Annotated in this window: 14 protein-coding genes; 4 read left to right on the top strand and 10 right to left on the bottom strand. The window is 63.2% G+C overall.

Features of this window, described 5'->3' with window-relative positions; all coding sequences use genetic code 11:
* On the bottom strand, positions 1–244 hold a 244-nt coding region (locus CH339_RS24980; RefSeq protein WP_210207383.1), incomplete at its 3' end, for a hypothetical protein.
* Positions 245–391: 147 nt separating this feature from the next.
* Here CH339_RS24980 and CH339_RS24440 point away from each other — a divergent pair.
* Together CH339_RS24440 and CH339_RS24435 are read left to right on the top strand one after the other, a co-directional pair.
* The gene (locus tag CH339_RS24440) at positions 392–1,237 is read left to right on the top strand and encodes a hypothetical protein (RefSeq protein ID WP_146610254.1); all 846 of its coding nucleotides are present in this window, start codon (positions 392–394) and stop codon (positions 1,235–1,237) included.
* The gene (locus CH339_RS24435) at positions 1,215–1,802 is read left to right on the top strand and encodes a hypothetical protein (protein WP_146610253.1); all 588 of its coding nucleotides are present in this window, start codon (positions 1,215–1,217) and stop codon (positions 1,800–1,802) included. The genes CH339_RS24440 and CH339_RS24435 overlap by 23 nt, the downstream gene beginning before the upstream one ends.
* Positions 1,803–1,891: 89 nt before the next feature.
* Here CH339_RS24435 and CH339_RS19850 read toward each other — a convergent pair whose 3' ends face one another.
* The 3 genes from CH339_RS19850 to CH339_RS19840 form a co-directional block, all read right to left on the bottom strand.
* Complete coding sequence (locus tag CH339_RS19850; protein ID WP_111436114.1) at positions 1,892–3,676, bottom strand: SulP family inorganic anion transporter; 1,785 nt, start codon at positions 3,674–3,676, stop codon at positions 1,892–1,894.
* Positions 3,677–3,926: 250 nt separating this feature from the next.
* Entirely contained in the window at positions 3,927–4,433 is a 507-nt protein-coding gene (locus CH339_RS19845; RefSeq protein ID WP_111436113.1) for a hypothetical protein, read from the bottom strand.
* A 102-nt stretch (positions 4,434–4,535) separates the two neighbouring features.
* Positions 4,536–4,988, bottom strand: coding sequence for an Lrp/AsnC ligand binding domain-containing protein (locus CH339_RS19840; protein ID WP_111436112.1), 453 nt, complete (start codon positions 4,986–4,988; stop codon positions 4,536–4,538).
* Between the two features lie 143 nt (positions 4,989–5,131).
* Between CH339_RS19840 and putA the strand changes: the two genes are divergently transcribed.
* On the top strand, positions 5,132–8,839 hold the full coding sequence (putA, locus tag CH339_RS19835) for a bifunctional proline dehydrogenase/L-glutamate gamma-semialdehyde dehydrogenase PutA (RefSeq protein WP_111436111.1): 3,708 nt from the start codon (positions 5,132–5,134) through the stop codon (positions 8,837–8,839).
* 256 nt (positions 8,840–9,095) lie between these two features.
* Here the strand turns inward: putA and CH339_RS19830 are convergent, their stop codons facing one another.
* From CH339_RS19830 to secA, 6 genes are all read right to left on the bottom strand, one after another.
* Entirely contained in the window at positions 9,096–10,232 is a 1,137-nt protein-coding gene (locus tag CH339_RS19830; RefSeq protein ID WP_111436110.1) for an ABC transporter permease, read from the bottom strand.
* Positions 10,229–11,176 (bottom strand): ABC transporter ATP-binding protein, encoded by a 948-nt coding sequence (locus tag CH339_RS19825; protein ID WP_111436109.1) that lies wholly within the window; start codon positions 11,174–11,176, stop codon positions 10,229–10,231. Before CH339_RS19825 ends, CH339_RS19830 begins: the two co-directional genes overlap by 4 nt.
* Positions 11,173–12,144 (bottom strand): HlyD family secretion protein, encoded by a 972-nt coding sequence (locus CH339_RS19820; protein ID WP_111436119.1) that lies wholly within the window; start codon positions 12,142–12,144, stop codon positions 11,173–11,175. The genes CH339_RS19825 and CH339_RS19820 overlap by 4 nt, the downstream gene beginning before the upstream one ends.
* Complete coding sequence (locus CH339_RS19815; RefSeq protein ID WP_170138593.1) at positions 12,144–12,806, bottom strand: CerR family C-terminal domain-containing protein; 663 nt, start codon at positions 12,804–12,806, stop codon at positions 12,144–12,146. The genes CH339_RS19820 and CH339_RS19815 overlap by 1 nt, the downstream gene beginning before the upstream one ends.
* A gap of 385 nt (positions 12,807–13,191) precedes the next feature.
* A complete protein-coding gene (locus CH339_RS19810) occupies positions 13,192–13,794 on the bottom strand; it encodes a DNA ligase LigA-related protein (RefSeq protein ID WP_111436107.1) in 603 nt (200 codons plus the stop codon).
* Between the two features lie 628 nt (positions 13,795–14,422).
* Complete coding sequence (secA, locus tag CH339_RS19805) at positions 14,423–17,230, bottom strand: preprotein translocase subunit SecA (protein ID WP_111436106.1); 2,808 nt, start codon at positions 17,228–17,230, stop codon at positions 14,423–14,425.
* A gap of 296 nt (positions 17,231–17,526) precedes the next feature.
* Here secA and CH339_RS19800 point away from each other — a divergent pair, with 296 nt between their 5' ends.
* Positions 17,527–18,384, top strand: a complete 858-nt coding sequence (locus CH339_RS19800) for a peptidylprolyl isomerase (RefSeq protein ID WP_111436105.1) — start codon at positions 17,527–17,529, stop codon at positions 18,382–18,384.
* Positions 18,385–18,389 lie beyond the last annotated feature (5 nt).

Raw genomic sequence — 18,389 nt, 5'->3', positions numbered from 1 at the left:
TCCCAACCTCTTTCCTGATTGTGCCATCGCTTCCTCCCGTCAGTGAAATATAGCACGGAAAGAAGCTTAAGAAGACAGTTTGAGCTTTATTAGCGCGAAGTACATGGAGCGCTGTCTCAGTGAATTCAGCTTTCTCTCGAACCATCGTCTGAAGGAAAATGCGATGTTCGATCTTCTGATCGAGCCGATTTGACCGCTGCCCCGACGATCCTTTCGAAGGCGGCTTCATCGACCGGGCCAGCACCACAAGATTCTTGTTGCGTCATAAAATCCTCTAACCGACTGGTTTCCAATACCTTTTGTAAGGTTAACGGTCCATCAGTTATTGCGCTCTCAATATAACTTCCCAGATATCCGGACGGATGTTAGCATCCGTGAGGAGGATTGTGATTTGGCCAACGTTGAGCAGACCAAACAAGAAATCCTTGTAACGATTCACGGCAGCAAGTCTGCTGTGGAGCATGAAAGGCTTGTGCCAGCAAACGTTTTTAAAGCCAAGTTTAGCAGTCTTCTGAGCGCCCTCGTGGAGGCGGACAAGGCCGTCAATCACAAGACGGCGCACGAGTTTGTTGTATCTCATCTCAAGATCGGTAGCGCGGAATTCGGGCTTTCTGAAAGGCCCCGTCCCAATCTCGGCTTTGACCCCGCATCCTCTGCCAAGGCTCTATATGCGTGTGCTGATGCAATTTATAGAAGCAATTTTGATGAAGCATCGAAGTACGGCGGGGTCGCAGAAAAACTCGGCGCGGTCGTCAAGGGCGTAGAAAAAAAATTCGAATACATTGAGATATCTACATCGCAGCGTACAACACTAGCGCTAGATGCGGTGTTTGGAAAGCAAATTGATCGTTTTCTTACTGAAAGATCGGATGGAAGACTGCCGCCGCGGTACTTCCGTGGACAAGCGTCTGACGCATTCGACTGTCTGTTTATGGAACTCGACTACCGTGGGCATATGCCCCGTGGAATCCTAGTCATTACAGGCACAAAGATCGAGGTGCCGTGTGTGTTCAAGAGTGAGATCTCTGAAGAGCAAATCAAATCGCTCCTGAAACAGCGCATATGGGCCTTTGGAGACGCGATTTATGACGGTGAGGGGCAGCTTCCGGTGCGAGTTGAGGTTGCGAGTATGAAAAGCATTAACCAAACTGGCACTCCATCTAAATGGGAAGGAGCGATGATGCCTTTCGAGCCATCGGATTGGGGCGCAGAAAATGGGACTATCCCAAAGCAATAATCATTTCTGGGATAGCTGCGTCCTCATTCGCCACATCACAGGCAGCCCCCCAGAACTCCTTGCCCATATGTCTAGGATTCTCGATGACGCAAAGGTCGGCAAGCGCCACATATGGTATAGTACGATATTATATGCAGAATTTCGGCCATCGCTTCTCAAGGGTAGCAGCGCTTTCAGCAGTATTGATCAGCTCATATCTGAAATCGAAGGTGTAATGCTTCCCGTCAGCCCAAATCCAGTTATCCTTCAAAAAGCTGGGCGCCTTCGGGACCATAAGTTTGAAAGTGCGCCTGACGTGAAACAGGCGAATGAAAAGACGCGGGTTTTGACCGTCCCCGATTCCATTCAATTTGCCACCTGCCTTTGGGTTAAGGAGGCACTCGGCGTCTCCGATATTGAGTTTCACACATTTGACGACGGCAAAGGCAAAAACTACGAAGAGAAGGCCGTTTCACTCCTCCGCTTCGAAGATTATGCGGGGCACATCGTCGATGACGCAGAAATTGATTCTGTGCGCCGACTGGTGCGGATTAAGCCGGAATTGGACCAGGGGCAGTTATTCTAATTTGCGTCAAGGCGATAATCCCCAAAAAATTTGGCGTTTCCCCTTTTATTCCGTGCGTTGTGCGGGCGTGTCAGCCTCAATGCATAGCCTCACTCCCCGGGCGCCGGCTTCCCCCTCACCCCGTGGTCCCACATGCATTCGGTGAAGATGCGCTGGTTGCAGCCCTTGCAGACGGTTTTGTCGAGTTTCTGGTAGATGGCGTGGACGGCCGCCGTCTTGCCCTGGAAGAAGTGCTTTTCGTTGATGTCGTCGAGGCTGCCGAGGCTTTCCAGGATTTCCCATAAGGGGATCTGGGCGTTGACGATGTAGAGGCCGCCGCCCATTTCCTTGCGCTTCTTGGCCTCGTCGACGAAGGCCTCCGCCCCTTGCAGGTCGACGAAGCGGATCGCCTGGGCGACGATGGCGAGGTGTTTCTGGTCCGGGTGGGTGTTGCGGTAGAGGTCGAAGGTGTCCTCCACCCGGTTGACGTTGCCGAAGAAGATCGAGCCGTCGATCTGCGCAAAGCGCAGTTGCGGGCATTCCGGCAGGGCGGGGTCGGAGACGAAGACCCGCTTGGCGCCATAGGGGTCCGGCACCTGGCGGCGGATCGTCGGCTTCGACACCCGCTCCAGATACATGATCAGCGACAGCATGACGCCGGCGAAGATGGCGAGTTCCAACTCTAAAAAGAGCGCACTGAAGAAGGTGACGAGGAGGACGGCCGTCTCGCGGCCCGAGGCCTTCAGGATGTGGCCGATCTCCTTGAAGTCGAAGAGGCCCCAGGCGACGAGGAAGAGGAGCCCGGCCATGGTCGCCTTCGGCAGGTAGACCGCGAGCGGGGCGACGAAGAGGAGGACGACCATGAGGAGGCCGCCGGCAAAGACGGCGGCGAAAGGCGTCCTGGCGCCGGCCTCGTAGTTGAGGCCGGACCGGTTGAAGGAGCCGGTCGCCACATAGCCGGAGAAGAACGCCCCAAAAATGTTGGAAAGGCCCTGGCCGACGAATTCCTGGCTGCCATTGATGCGGTAGCCGCCGCGGGCGGCGAGCGAGCGGCCGATGGAGACCGCCTCGGTCAGCGCGAAGAGGGTCATGGCAAGGGCAGTCGGGGCAAGCTCCTTGATGGTGTCGAAGGTAAGGTCCGGCGCCGACAGCGGCGGCAGATGGGTCGGCAGGGCGCCGACGGTTGCGATCCCCGTCACCTCCTGGCCGAAGCGGGCGTTCAGAAAAACGCCGACGAGGCTGCCGACGACCATGGAGACGATGAGGTAGGGAATCCTTCGCGCGAATATCTTGAGGAGGATGCCGCTGAGAAGCGTCGCCGCGGCGACCGACGTGACATAGGGGTTGAGGCGGTCGATCTGTTCGACGAAGGCGATCAGGATATGGTGGAGATGGCCGCCGGACGGCATCTCGATGCCGAAGAAATGCTTCAGCTGTTTGGCGGCGATCAGCACGGCGGCGCCGGCGGTGAAGCCGACGACGACGGAATGGGAGATGAAGTTGACGAGCGCGCCCATGCGGGCAAGGCCGAGGGCCAGCTCGAAGAGACCGACCATGAAGGTCAGCGTCAGCGCCAGCGTCACATATTGCGCGCTTTCCGGCACGGCCTGCACCGAGAGCGCGGAGAACAGCACGATCGAGGCCGCCGTCGTCGGGCCGGAGACGAGGTGGCGCGAGGAGCCGAAGAGGGCGGCGACGATGGCCGGCACGATGCCGGCATAGAGGCCGTATTCCGGCGGCATGCCGGCGATGGAGGCAAAGGCGACGCCCTGCGGCAGGACGACGAGGGCGCCGGTAATGCCCGCCACGAGGTCGCGCTGCAGGTCGTCGCGGGTGACCCGCGGCGCCCATTTGGTAAACGGGGTGAAGGCCTCCCACAGGGTGGAATTCAGCATGGTGTCGCGTCGCCCAAACTCAAGCGGCGGTGCGTTGGTGCGCCTGACAAGCGGCCGGCGGCCCGAAAAGGCCGCTTCCGGGCATCGCGCACCGCCCTCCCTAGATTTATTGTTTCTTATTAGAATAACCTAATATTACGGTTGTCGTCCGACGGCAAATGAAATCGTGACGATAGGTATTTTCGGGCATGTCTGCCCGTGCTCCGATCCTCGGCCCGCCTTCGTCCCCCGTGCGGGGCCGGCGTGGGGATCAGGGATATTTTTCGACGACGCGGCGGGCGATCTCGGCCGCCAGGTCCTTACTGTTGCCGCCCCGCCCCGAGACGATCATCTGCACCCGGCCGTCGCGGTACCAGACGGTCAACTGGCCGACATCGCCGATCCAGACAGCCGCCTCGCCGACGGCAACGTCCTCCGCCTCCGGCACGAAGCCGAAGGTCTCGGCGAGTTCCTTGACGTAGTCCTCGCGCTGGGTTGCGGCCGGGGCGGGGGACGCGCCGGAGCGCAGCTCGCGGATCTGCAGGCTGACCGACGCGGCGCCTTCCTTTTCCACGGCGACGCACTGGCTGAAGGCGACGGCGTCGTCGCGGCGGGCCGCCATCAGGTCGTAGCGCACTTCGCCGGACAGGTACTCGGCGGCATCAAGGGTCTTCAGCACGGCGCAGGCATCGGGCAGCGGTTTCGGCGCGCTGGCCGCGCTCGCCGCAGAAAGGGCGGCGGCAAGGGCGGCCGCGCCAAGGAGCCTCAAAAGCGACATGGGGGTCGTCTCCTCACCGGATCGGGGCACCAGGACTGTGCTCCTGCGGCGTGGAGCGAATGTGGCGACCCGCTGCGTCCCTTTGTCGGTGCGACCGTCGGGCTAGCGGCTGCGGTCCTTGACCGCCTCCATGACGACGAAGGTGGAGGTCTGGGTGACGTGGGGCAGCGTCGAGATGCGCTCGCCGAGAACGCGCCGGTAGCCGGCGATGTCGCGGGTGCGGACCTTCAGCAGGTAGTCGAAGCCGCCGGCGATCATGTGGCATTCCTCGATCTCGCGCACGCCCCGGACCGCCTCGTTGAACGCGGCGAGTGCCGCGGAGCGGGTGTCGCTGAGCGTCACCTGGACGAACGCGATGTGGCCGGCGCCGAGCTTTGCCGGGTCGGTGATCGCCGTATAGCCGCGGATGTAGCCGCGCTCCTCCAGCCGGCGCATGCGGTTCTGGCAGGGCGTTTTGGAAAGCCCGGCCTTTGCGGCGAGATCCGTCACGGTGATCCGCCCGTTGGCGACCAGCGCGTCGATGATCCTCCTGTCGATGGCATCCAGATCGTCCATTGCCGGGCCTTTGATGATACGTTCCGGCTGATAGTTAGCATATTTTCGCGATTTTTGCCTATCTCACGTCGATTCTCGGGAAAATCGGCTGCAAGGATTGGAGTATCCTAGGGGAAACAACCCTTCCAGCCGAAAGAACCGCCATGTCTGACGCCTCCTCCGGTGCCGTTCCGTCTCCCGTTTCCGACCCGACCGATCTCGCCGCTATCCGCCAGCGCATGCGCGAGGCGATCATCGCCGACGAGGCGGAGACCATGCGGGCGCTTGCCGCCGCAACGCCGATCACCGAAGACACCCGCAAGAAGATCGCCGCGCGCGGCGCGGAGCTGGTCGCCAAGGTGCGGTCCTCGTCGAAGCCGACGATGATGGAGAGCTTTCTGGCCGAGTTCGGGCTCTCCACCCGCGAGGGCGTCGCCCTGATGTGCCTTGCCGAGGCGCTCCTGCGTGTGCCGGACGACGAGACGATCGATGCGCTGATCTCCGACAAGATCGCGCCGTCGGACTGGAGCACCCATCTCGGCCAGTCGAGCTCGGTGCTGGTCAACGCCTCGACCTGGGCGCTGATGCTGACCGGCCACGTTCTCACCGACAAGGACGGGCAGAACGTCGCCAAGACCGTGCGCGGCATGATCCGCCGCCTCGGCGAGCCCGTCGTGCGCGTCGCCGTCGGCCAGACCATGAAGGAGCTCGGCCGCCAGTTCGTGCTCGGGCGCAACATCCACGAGGCGATCACGCGGGCCAAGAAGCGGGAGGCCGCCGGCTACTGCTATTCCTACGACATGCTGGGCGAGGCGGCGCTGACCGAGGCCGACGCGCGGCGCCATCACCTTGCCTATTCCAACGCCATCACCGAGCTTGCCGCCTCCTGCGGGCCGGACATCCGGTCCAATCCGGGCGTCTCGGTAAAGCTTTCCGCGCTGCATCCGCGCTACGAATTCGCCAAGCGCGAGCGGGTGATGACGGAGCTGGTGGCGCGGACCCGGGCGCTCGCCCTGATCGCCAAGAGCGCCAATATGGGCTTCAACATCGACGCCGAGGAGATGGACCGGCTCGACCTTTCCCTCGACGTCTTCGAGGCGGTGCTGTCCGATCCCGCCCTTGCAGGCTGGGACGGCATGGGCATCGTCGTCCAGGCCTATGCCAAGCGCGCGCCGGCGGAGATCGACTGGCTCCATGCGCTCGCCGAAAAGCTCGACCGCAAGATCATGGTGCGCCTCGTCAAGGGCGCCTACTGGGACAGCGAGGTCAAGATCGCCCAGACGGAGGGCCTTCCCGGTTATCCGGTGTTCACGCGCAAGGTCAATTCCGACGTCTGCTACCTGATCTGTGCACAGAAGCTCCTTGCCATGGGCGAGCGCATCTATCCGCAGTTCGCCAGCCACAACGCCCACAGCGTCGCCTCGATCCTGGAAATGGCCGACGGCAAAACGTCTTACGAGTTCCAGCGCCTGCACGGCATGGGCGAGTCGCTCTACGACACGGTGAAGAAGTCGAGCGACGTGCGCTGCCGGATCTATGCGCCGGTCGGCGAGCACCGCGATCTGCTGGCCTATCTGGTGCGCCGGCTGCTTGAGAACGGCGCCAACAGCTCCTTCGTCAACCAGATCGTCGATGAGGAGATCCCGCCGGAGGAGGTCGCCCGCGATCCCTTTGCGGTCTTGGAGGCGCACGGCCAGGCGATCGCCAATCCGCGCATTCCGCTGCCGCCGATGCTCTATGGCGAGGCGCGCAAGAACGCCAAGGGCTGGGACCTGACCGACCCGCTGGAACTGGACGAGCTCTTTGCCGCGCGCGACCGGTTCGCGTCCTGCCGCTGGCACGCCGCGCCGATGGTGGCGGGGCAGGCGATGCGCGATGGCGGCCGCGAGACGGCCAATCCGGCAAAGCCGGAGGATATTGTCGGCACGGTGGTCGAGGCGGGCGAGGAAGACCTTGCCGCGGCGCTCTCGGCCGCCGCAGAGGGCTTTTCCGACTGGTCGGCGCGCCCTGTCGACGAGCGCGCGAGCGTCCTTGAGCGCGTCGCCGATCTCTATGAGGAAAACGCGCCGGAGTTTTTTGCGCTTTGTGCCCGTGAGGCCGGCAAGACGCTCAATGACGCGACGGCCGAAGTGCGCGAGGCGGTCGACTTCCTGCGCTACTACGCCAATGAGGTGCGGCGACTGGAGGCAGAAGAGCCGGCATCGGGACGGGGCGTCTTTGCCTGCATCTCGCCGTGGAATTTTCCGCTGGCGATCTTCACGGGCCAGATTTCGGCCGCCCTTGCCGCCGGCAATGCGGTGATCGCCAAGCCCGCCGAACAGACGCCGCTGATTGCGGCAAAGGCCGTCTCCTTGATGCGCGAGGCTGGCATTCCGGAGGCCGCGATCCAGCTCCTTCCCGGCGACGGGCCGACGGTCGGCGCGCCGCTTGCCGCCGATCCGAGGATCGCGGGCGTCTGCTTTACCGGCTCCACGGAGGTCGCCCAGCGCATCAACCGGTCGATGGCCAGAACGCTTGCGCCGTCGGCGCCGCTGATCGCGGAAACCGGCGGGCTCAACGCCATGATCGTCGATTCCTCGGCGCTGCCGGAGCAGGCGGTCGGCGATATCCTCGCCTCGGCGTTCCAGAGCGCCGGCCAGCGCTGCTCGGCGCTGCGTATTCTCTATGTGCAGGAGGATGTGGAAGACCGGATCATGAAAATGCTGTCCGGCGCCATGGATGAACTGGCGCTCGGCGATCCGTGGCAGCTTTCAACCGACATCGGCCCGGTGATCGACGACGAGGCGCGCGACACCATCCTCGGTTATTGCCGGCAGATGGAAGCGGACGGCAAGCTTATCAAGTCGCTGAAGGTGCCGGGCGGCGGCCGGTTCGTCGCGCCGACGGTGGTCAAGGTCGCTGGCATCGAGGAGATGGAGCGGGAGATCTTCGGGCCTGTGCTGCATGTGGCGACGTTCCCGGCCGACGGCATCGACGACGTCATCGATGCGGTCAACGCCAAGGGCTACGGCCTCACCTTCGGCCTCCACACCCGGGTCGACAGCCGCGTTCAGCAGGTGGTCGACCGGCTCCATGTCGGCAATCTCTACGTCAACCGCAACCAGATCGGCGCCATCGTCGGCTCCCAGCCTTTCGGCGGCGAGGGGCTCTCCGGCACCGGCCCGAAGGCCGGCGGGCCGCACTACGTGGCCCGCTTCATGCGGCGTGGCGGCGAGGCGGCGGGGGCGGCTGCACCCGATGCGCCGGCGCCGGCGCCCGAGGCAAAGACCGTCGATGCCGGCGCCGTCCAGGCGGCGCTCGACAAGCTCGACCATACGGTCTGGGCGGGGCGCGAGGACCGGGCCGCGGTGCTCGGCGAGGCGCTGTCGCGCTCCGGCGCGCCGGCCTCCGACGCCCTTGAAGCTGCGACTGACATCGAAGCGACCATGGACCTGCCGGGGCCGACGGGCGAGAGCAACCGGCTCTCCTTCCCGCCGCGCGGGCGGGTGCTGTGCCTCGGGCCTGACCTGGAAAGCCTTGCCGTGCAGACCGTGCAGGCGCTTGCCGCCGGCAATGCGGTCGTTGCCGTTGCGCCGGGCGCTCCCGGCTTCGTTCACGAGTTCGCATCGCGGGGCGCACCGATTGCCGGGCTCGATGGCGCATTCGATGCCGATGCGGTCGGTGGCCTGACGGGTATCGGCGCGGTGGCGGCGACGGGCGACGGCAGCTACCTGGCCGCGCTTCGCCAGGCACTCGCCGGCCGCAACGGTGCCATCCTGCCGTTGATTACGGAACTGGTTGCGCCGGAGCGCTACGTGCTGGAGCGGCACCTTTGCATCGACACCACGGCGGCCGGCGGCAACGCTTCGCTGCTGGCGGCAAGCGGGGCATAGGCGACCGTTCCGGGGCTGGCTCACGGGGCGGTGCAGCAGCACCGCCTCGGCCATGCCGGAGGGGCGGATCCTTTTGGCCGAACGTGCCTGTAACGAGATTGTATCCGTCTTATACGGTTGCTGTATTAAATGGATTCACTCGCAGGTGGCCGGTCTTCGGCCGGGCCTGCCGCTGCGCCTCAGGACGTCGTGCCTGGAAGCGCAGTGATCGTGTCGCTGTCCCCGGGCGTGGTGCGTCTCCGCACGCCCGTCGCCGTCAGTCCAGCGTCCGCCGGAAGCGCAGCAACGCCATGACGGCGTAGGCGAGGACGAAGGCCACCAGCACCCAGACCTCGAAGGAGATGGCACGCCAGTCCGCGCCTTTCAGCATGATGCCGCGCACGACCCTCAGGAAATGGGTCAGCGGCAGCACCTCGCCGAAGACCTGTGCCCATTCCGGCATGCCGCGGAACGGGAACATGAAGCCCGACAGCATGATCGAGGGCAGGAAGAAGAAGAAGGTCAATTGCATCGCCTGCATCTGGGTGCGGGCGAAGGTGGAGAAGGTGTAGCCGAGCAGCACCAGGGCGATGATGAAGACGAGAATGGCGGCGAGAAGCAGCGGCAGCGAGCCGACGAAGGGGATGGCAAAGAGCAGCTTTGCCGTCGTCAGCACGACGACGACCTGGACCGCGCCGACGCCGATATAGGGCGTCACCTTGCCGAGCATGATCTCAAGCGGCGTCGCCGGCATGGCCAGAAGGTTTTCCATGGTGCCGCGTTCCACTTCGCGGGTCAGCGCCATCGCCGTCATCATCACCATGGTCATCTGCAGGATGACGCCGAGAAGGGCCGGCACGATGTTGTATTGCGAGATGCCTTCCGGGTTGTAGCGGCGGTGGACGACGATCTCCAGGTTCCGCGTGCTTTCCTCCGCCGCCTGCAATTCCTGGCCGAGCTCGCGGCTGAGGGCCCGGCGGGCAAGCTGGGGCAGGGCGCCGATGGCGTTGGTTGCCGCCGTCGGATCGGACGCATCGGCGTCGACGAGGATCTGCGGGCTCTCTCCCCTCTCCACCCGGCGCGTGAAGTCGCTGGGGATGGTGACGACGAAGGCGACGTCGCCGGCAAGGATCAGCTCCTCGGCCTCGGCGATGCTGCCGACCACATGGTCGAAGCGGTAATAGTCGGTGTTTTCCAGCGCCGAGACGACGGCTCTTGCGTAGCGGCCCTGGTCGAGGGCGACGAGGGCGGCGGGCAGGCCCTTGGGGTCCATGTTGATGGCGTAGCCGAACAGGAGAAGCTGCATCAGCGGCACGCCGAGCATCATCGAAAAGGTGATGCGGTCGCGCCGCATCTGGATGAACTCCTTGATGAGGACGGCGCCGGTCCGCGAGAGCGAGAAGAAGCGGTTCATTGCATGTTGTCCGTGGCCGCGCCCATGAACTTGATGAAGACGTCTTCCAGGCTCGTGTCGGCCGGGCGCACGGAATAGGCGGCGTCTTCGCCGAGCGGGCCGAGCGCCGCCTTCAGCTTGTCGGGGTCCGATCCGACCACATGCAGGGTGGCGCCGAAGGGGGCGATCTGCTCGATGCCGTCGGTCTTGTCCAGCCGGCGCTGGACCCTGGCAAGGTCCGGGCCTTCCACGACATAGGTGATGAGATTGGAGCCGGCGACGATGTCCGCGACGGTGCCCTGCGCGATCAGCTTGCCGTAGGAGATGTAGGCGATGCGGTGGCAGCGCTCGGCCTCGTCCATGTAGTGGGTGGAGACGAGCACCGTGAGGCCGTCGGCGGCGAGCTGGTGGATTTCGTCCCAGAAGTCGCGCCGGGCCTTGGGGTCGACGCCCGCCGTCGGCTCGTCGAGGAGCAGCAGCTTCGGCTTGTGCATGATGCAGGCGGCGAGCGCCAGGCGCTGCTTCCAGCCGCCGGAAAGGGTTTCGGCGAGCTGGTCGGCGCGGCTCGCCATGCCGAGGTTCTCAAGCGCCTCCATGACGTGGTCGCGGCGCGGCTTCAAACCGTAGAGCCGGGCGACGAAATCGAGGTTTTCCGCAATGGTCAGGTCGCCATAGAACGAGAAATGCTGCGTCATGTAGCCGACCTGGTGCTTGATGCGCCTTGCCTCGCGGATGACGTCGTATCCGAGCACGGTGCCGGCGCCGGCATCGGGCAGCAACAGGCCGCAGATGACGCGGATGGTCGTCGTCTTGCCGGAGCCGTTCGGACCCAGAAAGCCGACGATCTCGCCGTGGCGGACCGTGAGGTCGACGTCGTCCACCACGGTCTTGCCGGAAAAGCTCTTGGTGATGCCGGTGACGTCGATGGCGTTCGGCTCGTCGGCTCCGGGTGCGTCGGCCGTCATCGGGGCGCCTCCGCGGTCTTGCGATCGGCGAGGCGCACGTCGATGATCTGACCGGGCCGCAGGCGGTCGTCGCCTTCGGGCGGGCGGGCCTCGACCAGATAGACGAGCTTCTGGCGGGTCTCGATGGAATAGATTACTGGCGGGGTGAACTCCGGCTCGGCGGCGACATAGCTCACCGTTGCCGTAAGATCATTTGGGCAGCCGTCACAGCCGACGGAAAGTTTTGTGCCCGTCTTGATGTCGGCGATGCTTTCCTCCGGCACGTAGAAGCGCAGCTTGATGGCGCCGTCGGCGAGCATGCTGACGACGGCGCTTTCCGGGCTGGCGATCTCGCCGGACCGCCTGAGGACGTCGAAGATGCGCCCGTTCGCCGGCGCCAGCAGCCGTCTCTGCTCCAGCTTCCAGAGCGCGGTCTCAAGGTTGGAGCGGGCCTGGCTCAGGCGCTCGTCGGCGGCCTTGATCTCCTCTTTGCGGGCCGGCAGGCGGGCGACGGCAAGGTTGGCCTCGATCTCTCCGACCTTGGCCTTTGCAACGTCGTGGTTGGCTTCGGCGTCGTCGAGCTGGGCCTTGGAGGCGTGGCCGCGCTGATAGAGCTGCTTCTGGCGCTCGAAGGTGGCGCTCGCCTGCTTGGCCTGGGCCTCCGCGGAGCGCAGCGATGCCTCGATGGCGGCGATCTCCTCCGGCCGCTTGCCGAGCTTCAGGTCCGCATAGCGCGCCTCGGCCTCGGCGACGCTGGCGCGTGCGTTGTCGACGGCGAGTTTCGCATCGTCCTTTTCCATGTCGGCGATCAACTGGCCCTTCGTCACCCGGTCGCCGCGGCCGACATGGACGTCGATGATGCGGCTTGCCTCGATCGGGGCGATGCGGGTGTAGTCGCCCTCCACATAGCCGGCAAAGACCGGTCCGGTGTCGGGTCCGCAAAAGGCGGCGATCTGGGCGATGAAGGCGATCTTGCAGATCAGGTCGATCACGGCCTTTCCTTTCTTGCAGCGGCGATCCGCGCATCGAGCGTCGCGATCACCATGGTTTCGATGGCTTCGGCCTCTCTCGGGCCGATGGTCTCCCACTCCATGCGCAGGCAGATGATGCTGCGGGCAACACGGAAGGCGAGGATCTGGCCGACGAGGCCCATGACCGCAAGCCGGGTGTCCTCGGCCTCGGGGTCGGCGCCGACGGCGGTCGCCCAGAGCGCGGTCAGGCGGCTTGAGATCGGCTCCATCAGGCTCTGGTAGAGCAGGTGCAGCGTCGGCGTCGGGTCGAAATATTCGCGCAGGATAAAGCGGGAAGGGTTTTCAAGAGCCGGCTCGCGGATGATGAGGTGGACCATGCGCGAGAGGATCTCGGCGATGGCGTTGCGGGCCTCCTGCGGCGTTTCGGGCGCCTTGCGGCTCAGCACATCGGTGACGCGGGGACGGATGGCCCGGCCGAGCTCCTCGGCGCAGGCCCGGTAAAGCCCCTCCTTGCCGCCGAAATGGTAGGCGATGTTGGCGATGTTGACGCCGGCAGCCTCCGCGATCTCGCGGGTCGTCGTGGCGTCGAACCCCTTGCGGCCGAAAAGGGCAATCGCGGCATCGAGCAGCTTTTGGCGGCCTGGGGAGGGGGGGGGAGGCGCCTTGGTCTTGTCGTCCATTGGTTCGTTTGTCCGTTTTGTCGTCGTTCCAGCGCCTGGGGCAGCGGAAGACCAACGTCGCTGCCCCCTCTTCTTCCCCGACGACATCACAATATTCGAATTTCCCGATTCAATCAATCGTTTGATTGAAAATCGCGCGGAGCGAATCCAGGCTGTATGATCGACCGTGACGTTTAGTGTGCAGGCGAAGGGGGCGGCTTGAAGGAGAGGTTCAGGGGGAGACTGTCAGAGGTCACGAGCCGAAAACACACTTTGTACAACGGCCACATGTGACGCGACCGGCTGGCTGAGCAGTTGGTCCGTCTGGTGCCCCAAAAAAGCCCATCGCCTAACCCTCAAATCTCATGATTGTAGTGGCCTCGATTAGTATGGAATACCGCTGTTATCAGTCCACCCGGCCTTTCAAAGCGGCTAGCCTTTCTTTCAGCTGGTCGTAGTCGTGATCAGAGATAGTCGGCTGATCCAAAAGCAAATAGTTACGATCGTGCTCCTCTATATCGGCTTCCAGAGCCTCAATTTCATGCTGCATCGTAGGGTAGTAGTCAGCGTCGCGATAAGGCTCATCGGCGAGCCAGTAGCCGCCAGATTTTAGACGTACAACACGATCTTTCATGCGCCAGAGCATAGTCGAAAGAACCATCTCTGGGTCTTTACCGTGAAGGTGTATGCCACGCTCGCACAGTGCATTGTACAATTCCGACCGGCCCATCGGAGCGCCACGTTCCTTAATAATTTCGCGCGCCGACTCGGCTACGTCCTCCTTTGGCGGATTTTTCGGCCGTTTTGGCTTTTCTGAATCTGGCGCTTCCACAATTTTGTTCGATTGTATGGCGCTGTCGTCGGCGGCCAATTCATCCCTGAATTCAAGCCACCCATCGAGCTTTCGGAGATCACGCCGTAGGCCCTCAAGCTCTTGTTCCATATCGTTAATTTGTTTCGCAATTAAGTCGCGCTTAGCGATGGCATTTGCGTATGCTGCATCGGTCATGGCGTCCTCCGTTTGTTCCACACAGAAAAACACACGACGATGGATTAGGCAACTTGTATCTTGCGCGGCCAGGCTGAATGTGCAAAAAGAAAACGGCCCTTAGCTGCAACTAAGGGCCGTTTTGAAGCCAGAAATCCTGCTCAACGGGTTGCAGACACACGGAGGTCCACAAGGATGGTTATGCCTCTGGCTTTTAGAGCCTAACGACTTCCGGGCGGTGTCGGCTACGTTCCGTATCCGTCCGCAGGGGCCGATAGGGCCTCACCACTACCCATCATGGATGGGAAAGAGCAACGGCGTCGTCATGGTGCAGACCGGGCGACGTCGTTGTGCTGTTATATCGCACAGTTCACAGAAAAAGTAAAGAAATCAGTATTCTATACCTGCAAAAGGTTTAACGCACAAAAGCTTGGCGATGTGCCAGCTAGACGAGCTTATTCGCCGAGGGATGGTTACTGGTGATGACCCGCGCACGCCGGGCTGGGGAGCATCCGATATGTCCCAATATGCCAAATGTTCACACGTGCGACATGGGTACGGTCTCCGACTGTTGTCCTCGATACCTGAAAATCGAGTCCCACTTTCCGCTTTGACAGGCTCGTATTCTCGGCATGTGGATTAATCGCCCTTACGCGTATTTGCCGTGGCAGTGCTTGTATTTCTTGCCGGAGCCGCAGGGGCAGGGCTCGTTGCGGCCGACCTTGCCCCAGGATGCGGGATCTGCGGGGTTGCGGTCTTCCCGGGCGACGTGCCTTGCGGCGACGCCGTAGGTCACCGGCTCCATCTGTTCCGGTTCCGGGCCTTCCACGAAGCCGTAGTCCTCGTCCATCATCGCCGGGTCGTCGTGATAGGCGTACATCTCCGGCAGGTCCTCGTCGCTCGGCATTTCCGGCGTGTCCTTGACCAGCTCAACGCGCATCAGATTGCCGGTGACGACCTGGCGCAGATTGGCCAGCATCGCCTGGAACAGCTCGAAGGACTCGGTCTTGTACTCGTTCAGCGGGTCGCGCTGGCCGTAGCCGCGGAAGCCGATGACCGAGCGCAGGTGGTCGAGGGTGGCGATGTGGTCGCGCCACAGATAGTCGAGGGTCTGTAAGAGGATCACCTTTTCCACATAGCGCATGTTTTCGGTGCCGTAGCGGGCGACCTTGGCGGCGGCCTTCTCGTCGGCGGCCTTGGTGACGCGGTGCTCCACTTCCTCCTCGGCGATGCCTTCCTCATGCGCCCATTCGTCGACCGGCAGGTCGAGGTCGAGAACGTCGTGCAGTTCCTGGCGCAGGCCCTTGACGTCCCACTGCTCCGGATAGGCCTTTTCCGGAATGTGCCGGAGCACCAGATCGGCGATGACGTCGTGGCGCATGTCGGTGATGGTGTCGGCGACGGAGTCGTTCGACATCAACTCGATGCGCTGCTCGAACACGACCTTGCGCTGGTCGTTCATGACGTCGTCGAACTTCAGGATGTTCTTGCGGACGTCGAAGTTGCGCGCCTCGACCTTCTGCTGCGCCTTTTCCAGGGCCTTGTTGACCCAGGGATGGACGATCGCCTCGCCTTCCTTGAGGCCCAGCTTCTGCAGCATGGAATCCATGCGGTCGGAGCCGAAGATGCGCATCAGGTCGTCTTCCTGCGACAGGAAGAAGCGCGAATGCCCCGGATCGCCCTGGCGGCCGGAGCGGCCGCGGAGCTGGTTGTCGATGCGCCGGCTTTCGTGGCGCTCGGTGCCGACGATGAACAGGCCGCCGGCCTCGATGGCGATGTGCTTCAGGCGCTCCACGTCGTCGCGGATCTGCTGTTCCCTGGCCTCGCGCTCCGGCCCTTCCGGCATGTCGGTCAGTTCGCTGGCGATGCGCATGTCCGGGTTGCCGCCGAGCTGGATGTCGGTGCCGCGGCCGGCCATGTTGGTGGCGATGGTGACGGCGCCGGGAACGCCGGCCTGGGCGATGATGTGGGCTTCCTGCTCGTGGTAGCGGGCGTTGAGGACCTGGAACACCATCTCCTTCTTGGTGCCCTGGTCGCCGTCGAACAGGACCGAGAAGTCGCGCTGGCGGAACCCTTCCTTCTTCAGCATCTCGGCAAGGATTTCCGACTTCTCGATGGAGGTCGTGCCGACGAGGATGGGCTGGCCGCGCTGCTTGCAGTCCTTGATCAGCTCGATGATGGCGCCGAACTTTTCCCGTGCCGAACGATAGACCTCGTCGTCGTCGTCGATACGGGAGATCGGCATGTTGGTCGGGATTTCCATCACTTCCAGATCGTAGATGTCGAGGAACTCGTCCGCCTCGGTCAGCGCCGTGCCGGTCATGCCGGCGAGCTTGTCGTACATGCGGAAGTAGTTCTGGAAGGTGATGGAGGCGAGCGTCTGGTTTTCCGGCTGGATATCGACGTGCTCCTTGGCCTCCAGCGCCTGGTGCAGGCCGTCGGAGAAGCGCCGGCCCGGCATCATGCGGCCGGTGAACTCGTCGATGATGATGACCTCGCCGCCCTTGACGATGTAGTCGCGGTCGCGCTGGAAGAGCTGGTGCGCGCGCAGGGCGTTGTTGAGGTGGTGGACGACGGTGACGTTTTCCAGGTCGTAGAGGGTCTCGCCTTTCAGGAGGCCCGCTTCGCCGAGCAGGTTTTCCAGCTTCTCGTTGCCGGCCTCGGTGAAGGTGACGGCGCGGGTCTTCTCGTCGAGCTCGTAGTCCTCCGGCACGAGATGCGGGATGAAGGCGTCGATCGTGTTGTAGAGATCGGAGCGGTCCTCGATGGCGCCGGAAATGATCAGCGGCGTGCGGGCCTCGTCGATGAGGATGGAGTCGACCTCGTCGACGATGGCGTAGGCATGGTCGCGCTGCACCATTGACGCGCGCTCGTGCTTCATATTGTCGCGAAGGTAGTCGAAGCCGAACTCGTTGTTGGTGCCGTAGGTGACGTCGCAGGCATAGGCGGCCTTGCGCTCGTCGTCGTCGAGGCCGTGGACGATAACGCCGACGGTGAGGCCCAGGAACCTGTAGATCTGGCCCATCCATTCGGAGTCGCGCTTGGCCAGGTAGTCGTTGACGGTGACGACGTGGACACCGCGGCCGGAAAGGGCGTTGAGATAGACGGCGAGGGTGGCGACGAGGGTCTTGCCTTCACCGGTCTTCATCTCGGCGATCTTGCCCTCGTGCAGGACCATGCCGCCGATGAGCTGGACGTCGTAGTGGCGCTGGTGGAGGGTGCGCTTGGCGGCCTCGCGCACGGTCGCAAAGGCTGGAACGAGGATGTCGTCGAGCTTGGCGCCGTCGGCGATTTCCTTGCGGAAGGCGTCGGTGCGGGCCTTGAGGTCCGCATCGCTCAACGTCTCGACTTCGGCTTCCAGCTCGTTAATGGCGGCGACCCGGGAATGATAACCCTTGATCTTGCGGTCGTTCGCCGAACCGAAAATCTTGCGGGCGATTGAACCGAACCCGACCATTGGTGATCCTTTCTTTGCCTGCGGCCGGAAACAGCCGGTGCGGTCGCTGGCAAGCGCTATTTAAGAGCGGTGCATGAACGTGTCACGAAGTCGGTTCCGCGACTTCGTGGGGCCGGACTGCCGGTGGAGGCGGCCGCGACCGCAACGAAACGGCGGCTCCGGACGGGCCGTGCGGAACCGTTCGACAGATAAGAGGGGGTCGGTATGTTGTCAACGCCACCGAATTCGGCATATCTGTCTGCCGCAAGCCCCGTGGAAACGGAATTGCGGCCCGTTTCCGAGCGAAAGGAATGACAATGCCATCCAGATCCCGCGTCAGCGCCGCCCTTTCGGCTGCGTTCCTGCTCCTTGCCACGCCTTCGGTGATGGCACCCGTGAGCGCCCTTGCCCAGGATGCGGCCGCGGAAAACAACGTTCTCGCCAAGGTCGGCGACGGCGTCATCCGGGAATCCGATCTCGCCTTCATGGCCGAGGACTTCCTGGCGGAACTGCGCCGGGTGCCGGAAGACCAGCGCCGGCCGATCCTGGTCTCGGCCCTCATCGACATGCTGCTGATGTCCCAGGCCGCCGAAAGCCAAGGCCTTGCCGAAAGCGACGCCTTCAAGACCCGCATGAACTTCCTGAAGATGCGGGCGCTGCGCGACGCGTATGTGCAGGAAAACATCGCCGGCGCGATCGACGAGGCGGCGATCAAGGCGCGCTACGACAAGGATACCGCCGACTTCGAGGCGTCCGAGGAGCTGAAGGCCCGGCACATCCTCGTCAAGACCGAGGACGAGGCCAAGGATATCATCAAGCAGCTCGAGGACGGCGCCGACTTCGCGGAACTGGCCAAGGAGAAGTCGACCGGCCCGTCCGGCCCGAACGGCGGCGACCTCGGCTTCTTCACCAAGGGGCGCATGGTCAAGGAATTCGAGGACGCGGCCTTCCAGCTCGCTGCCGGCGAATACACCAAGGAGCCGGTGAAGACCCAGTTCGGCTGGCACGTCATCAAGGTCGAGGAGCGCCGCAAGCAGGAGCCGCCGGCCTTCGACCAGGTCAAGGACCGCATTCGCGAAACGCTGATGCGCGAGAAGTACATCGAGTCCGTGGCCAAGCTGAAGGAAGACGCGACCATCGAACGGCTCGACGAAGCGGCCAAGAAGAGCGAATAGGCGCG

Origin of the sequence: Rhodobium orientis (assembly GCF_003258835.1) — a bacterium.
GTDB classification, from domain to species: Bacteria; Pseudomonadota; Alphaproteobacteria; order Rhizobiales; family Rhodobiaceae; genus Rhodobium; species Rhodobium orientis.
This window is presented reverse-complemented; position numbering and strand designations above follow the sequence as displayed.

Bases quoted from the DNA above. Each gene is read 5' to 3' on its own strand.
- CH339_RS19840 (WP_111436112.1), bottom strand. From the start codon at position 4,988: ATGGACGATCTGGATGCCATCGACAGGAGGATCATCGACGCGCTGGTC.
- CH339_RS19845 (WP_111436113.1), bottom strand. From the start codon at position 4,433: ATGTCGCTTTTGAGGCTCCTTGGCGCGGCCGCCCTTGCCGCCGCCCTT.
- CH339_RS19815 (WP_170138593.1), bottom strand. From the start codon at position 12,806: ATGGACGACAAGACCAAGGCGCCTCCCCCCCCCTCCCCAGGCCGCCAA.
- CH339_RS19830 (WP_111436110.1), bottom strand. From the start codon at position 10,232: ATGAACCGCTTCTTCTCGCTCTCGCGGACCGGCGCCGTCCTCATCAAG.
- CH339_RS19810 (WP_111436107.1), bottom strand. From the start codon at position 13,794: ATGACCGATGCAGCATACGCAAATGCCATCGCTAAGCGCGACTTAATT.
- CH339_RS19850 (WP_111436114.1), bottom strand. From the start codon at position 3,676: ATGCTGAATTCCACCCTGTGGGAGGCCTTCACCCCGTTTACCAAATGG.
- putA (WP_111436111.1), top strand. From the start codon at position 5,132: ATGTCTGACGCCTCCTCCGGTGCCGTTCCGTCTCCCGTTTCCGACCCG.
- CH339_RS24435 (WP_146610253.1), top strand. From the start codon at position 1,215: ATGGGACTATCCCAAAGCAATAATCATTTCTGGGATAGCTGCGTCCTC.
- CH339_RS19800 (WP_111436105.1), top strand. From the start codon at position 17,527: ATGCCATCCAGATCCCGCGTCAGCGCCGCCCTTTCGGCTGCGTTCCTG.
- CH339_RS19825 (WP_111436109.1), bottom strand. From the start codon at position 11,176: ATGACGGCCGACGCACCCGGAGCCGACGAGCCGAACGCCATCGACGTC.
- secA (WP_111436106.1), bottom strand. From the start codon at position 17,230: ATGGTCGGGTTCGGTTCAATCGCCCGCAAGATTTTCGGTTCGGCGAAC.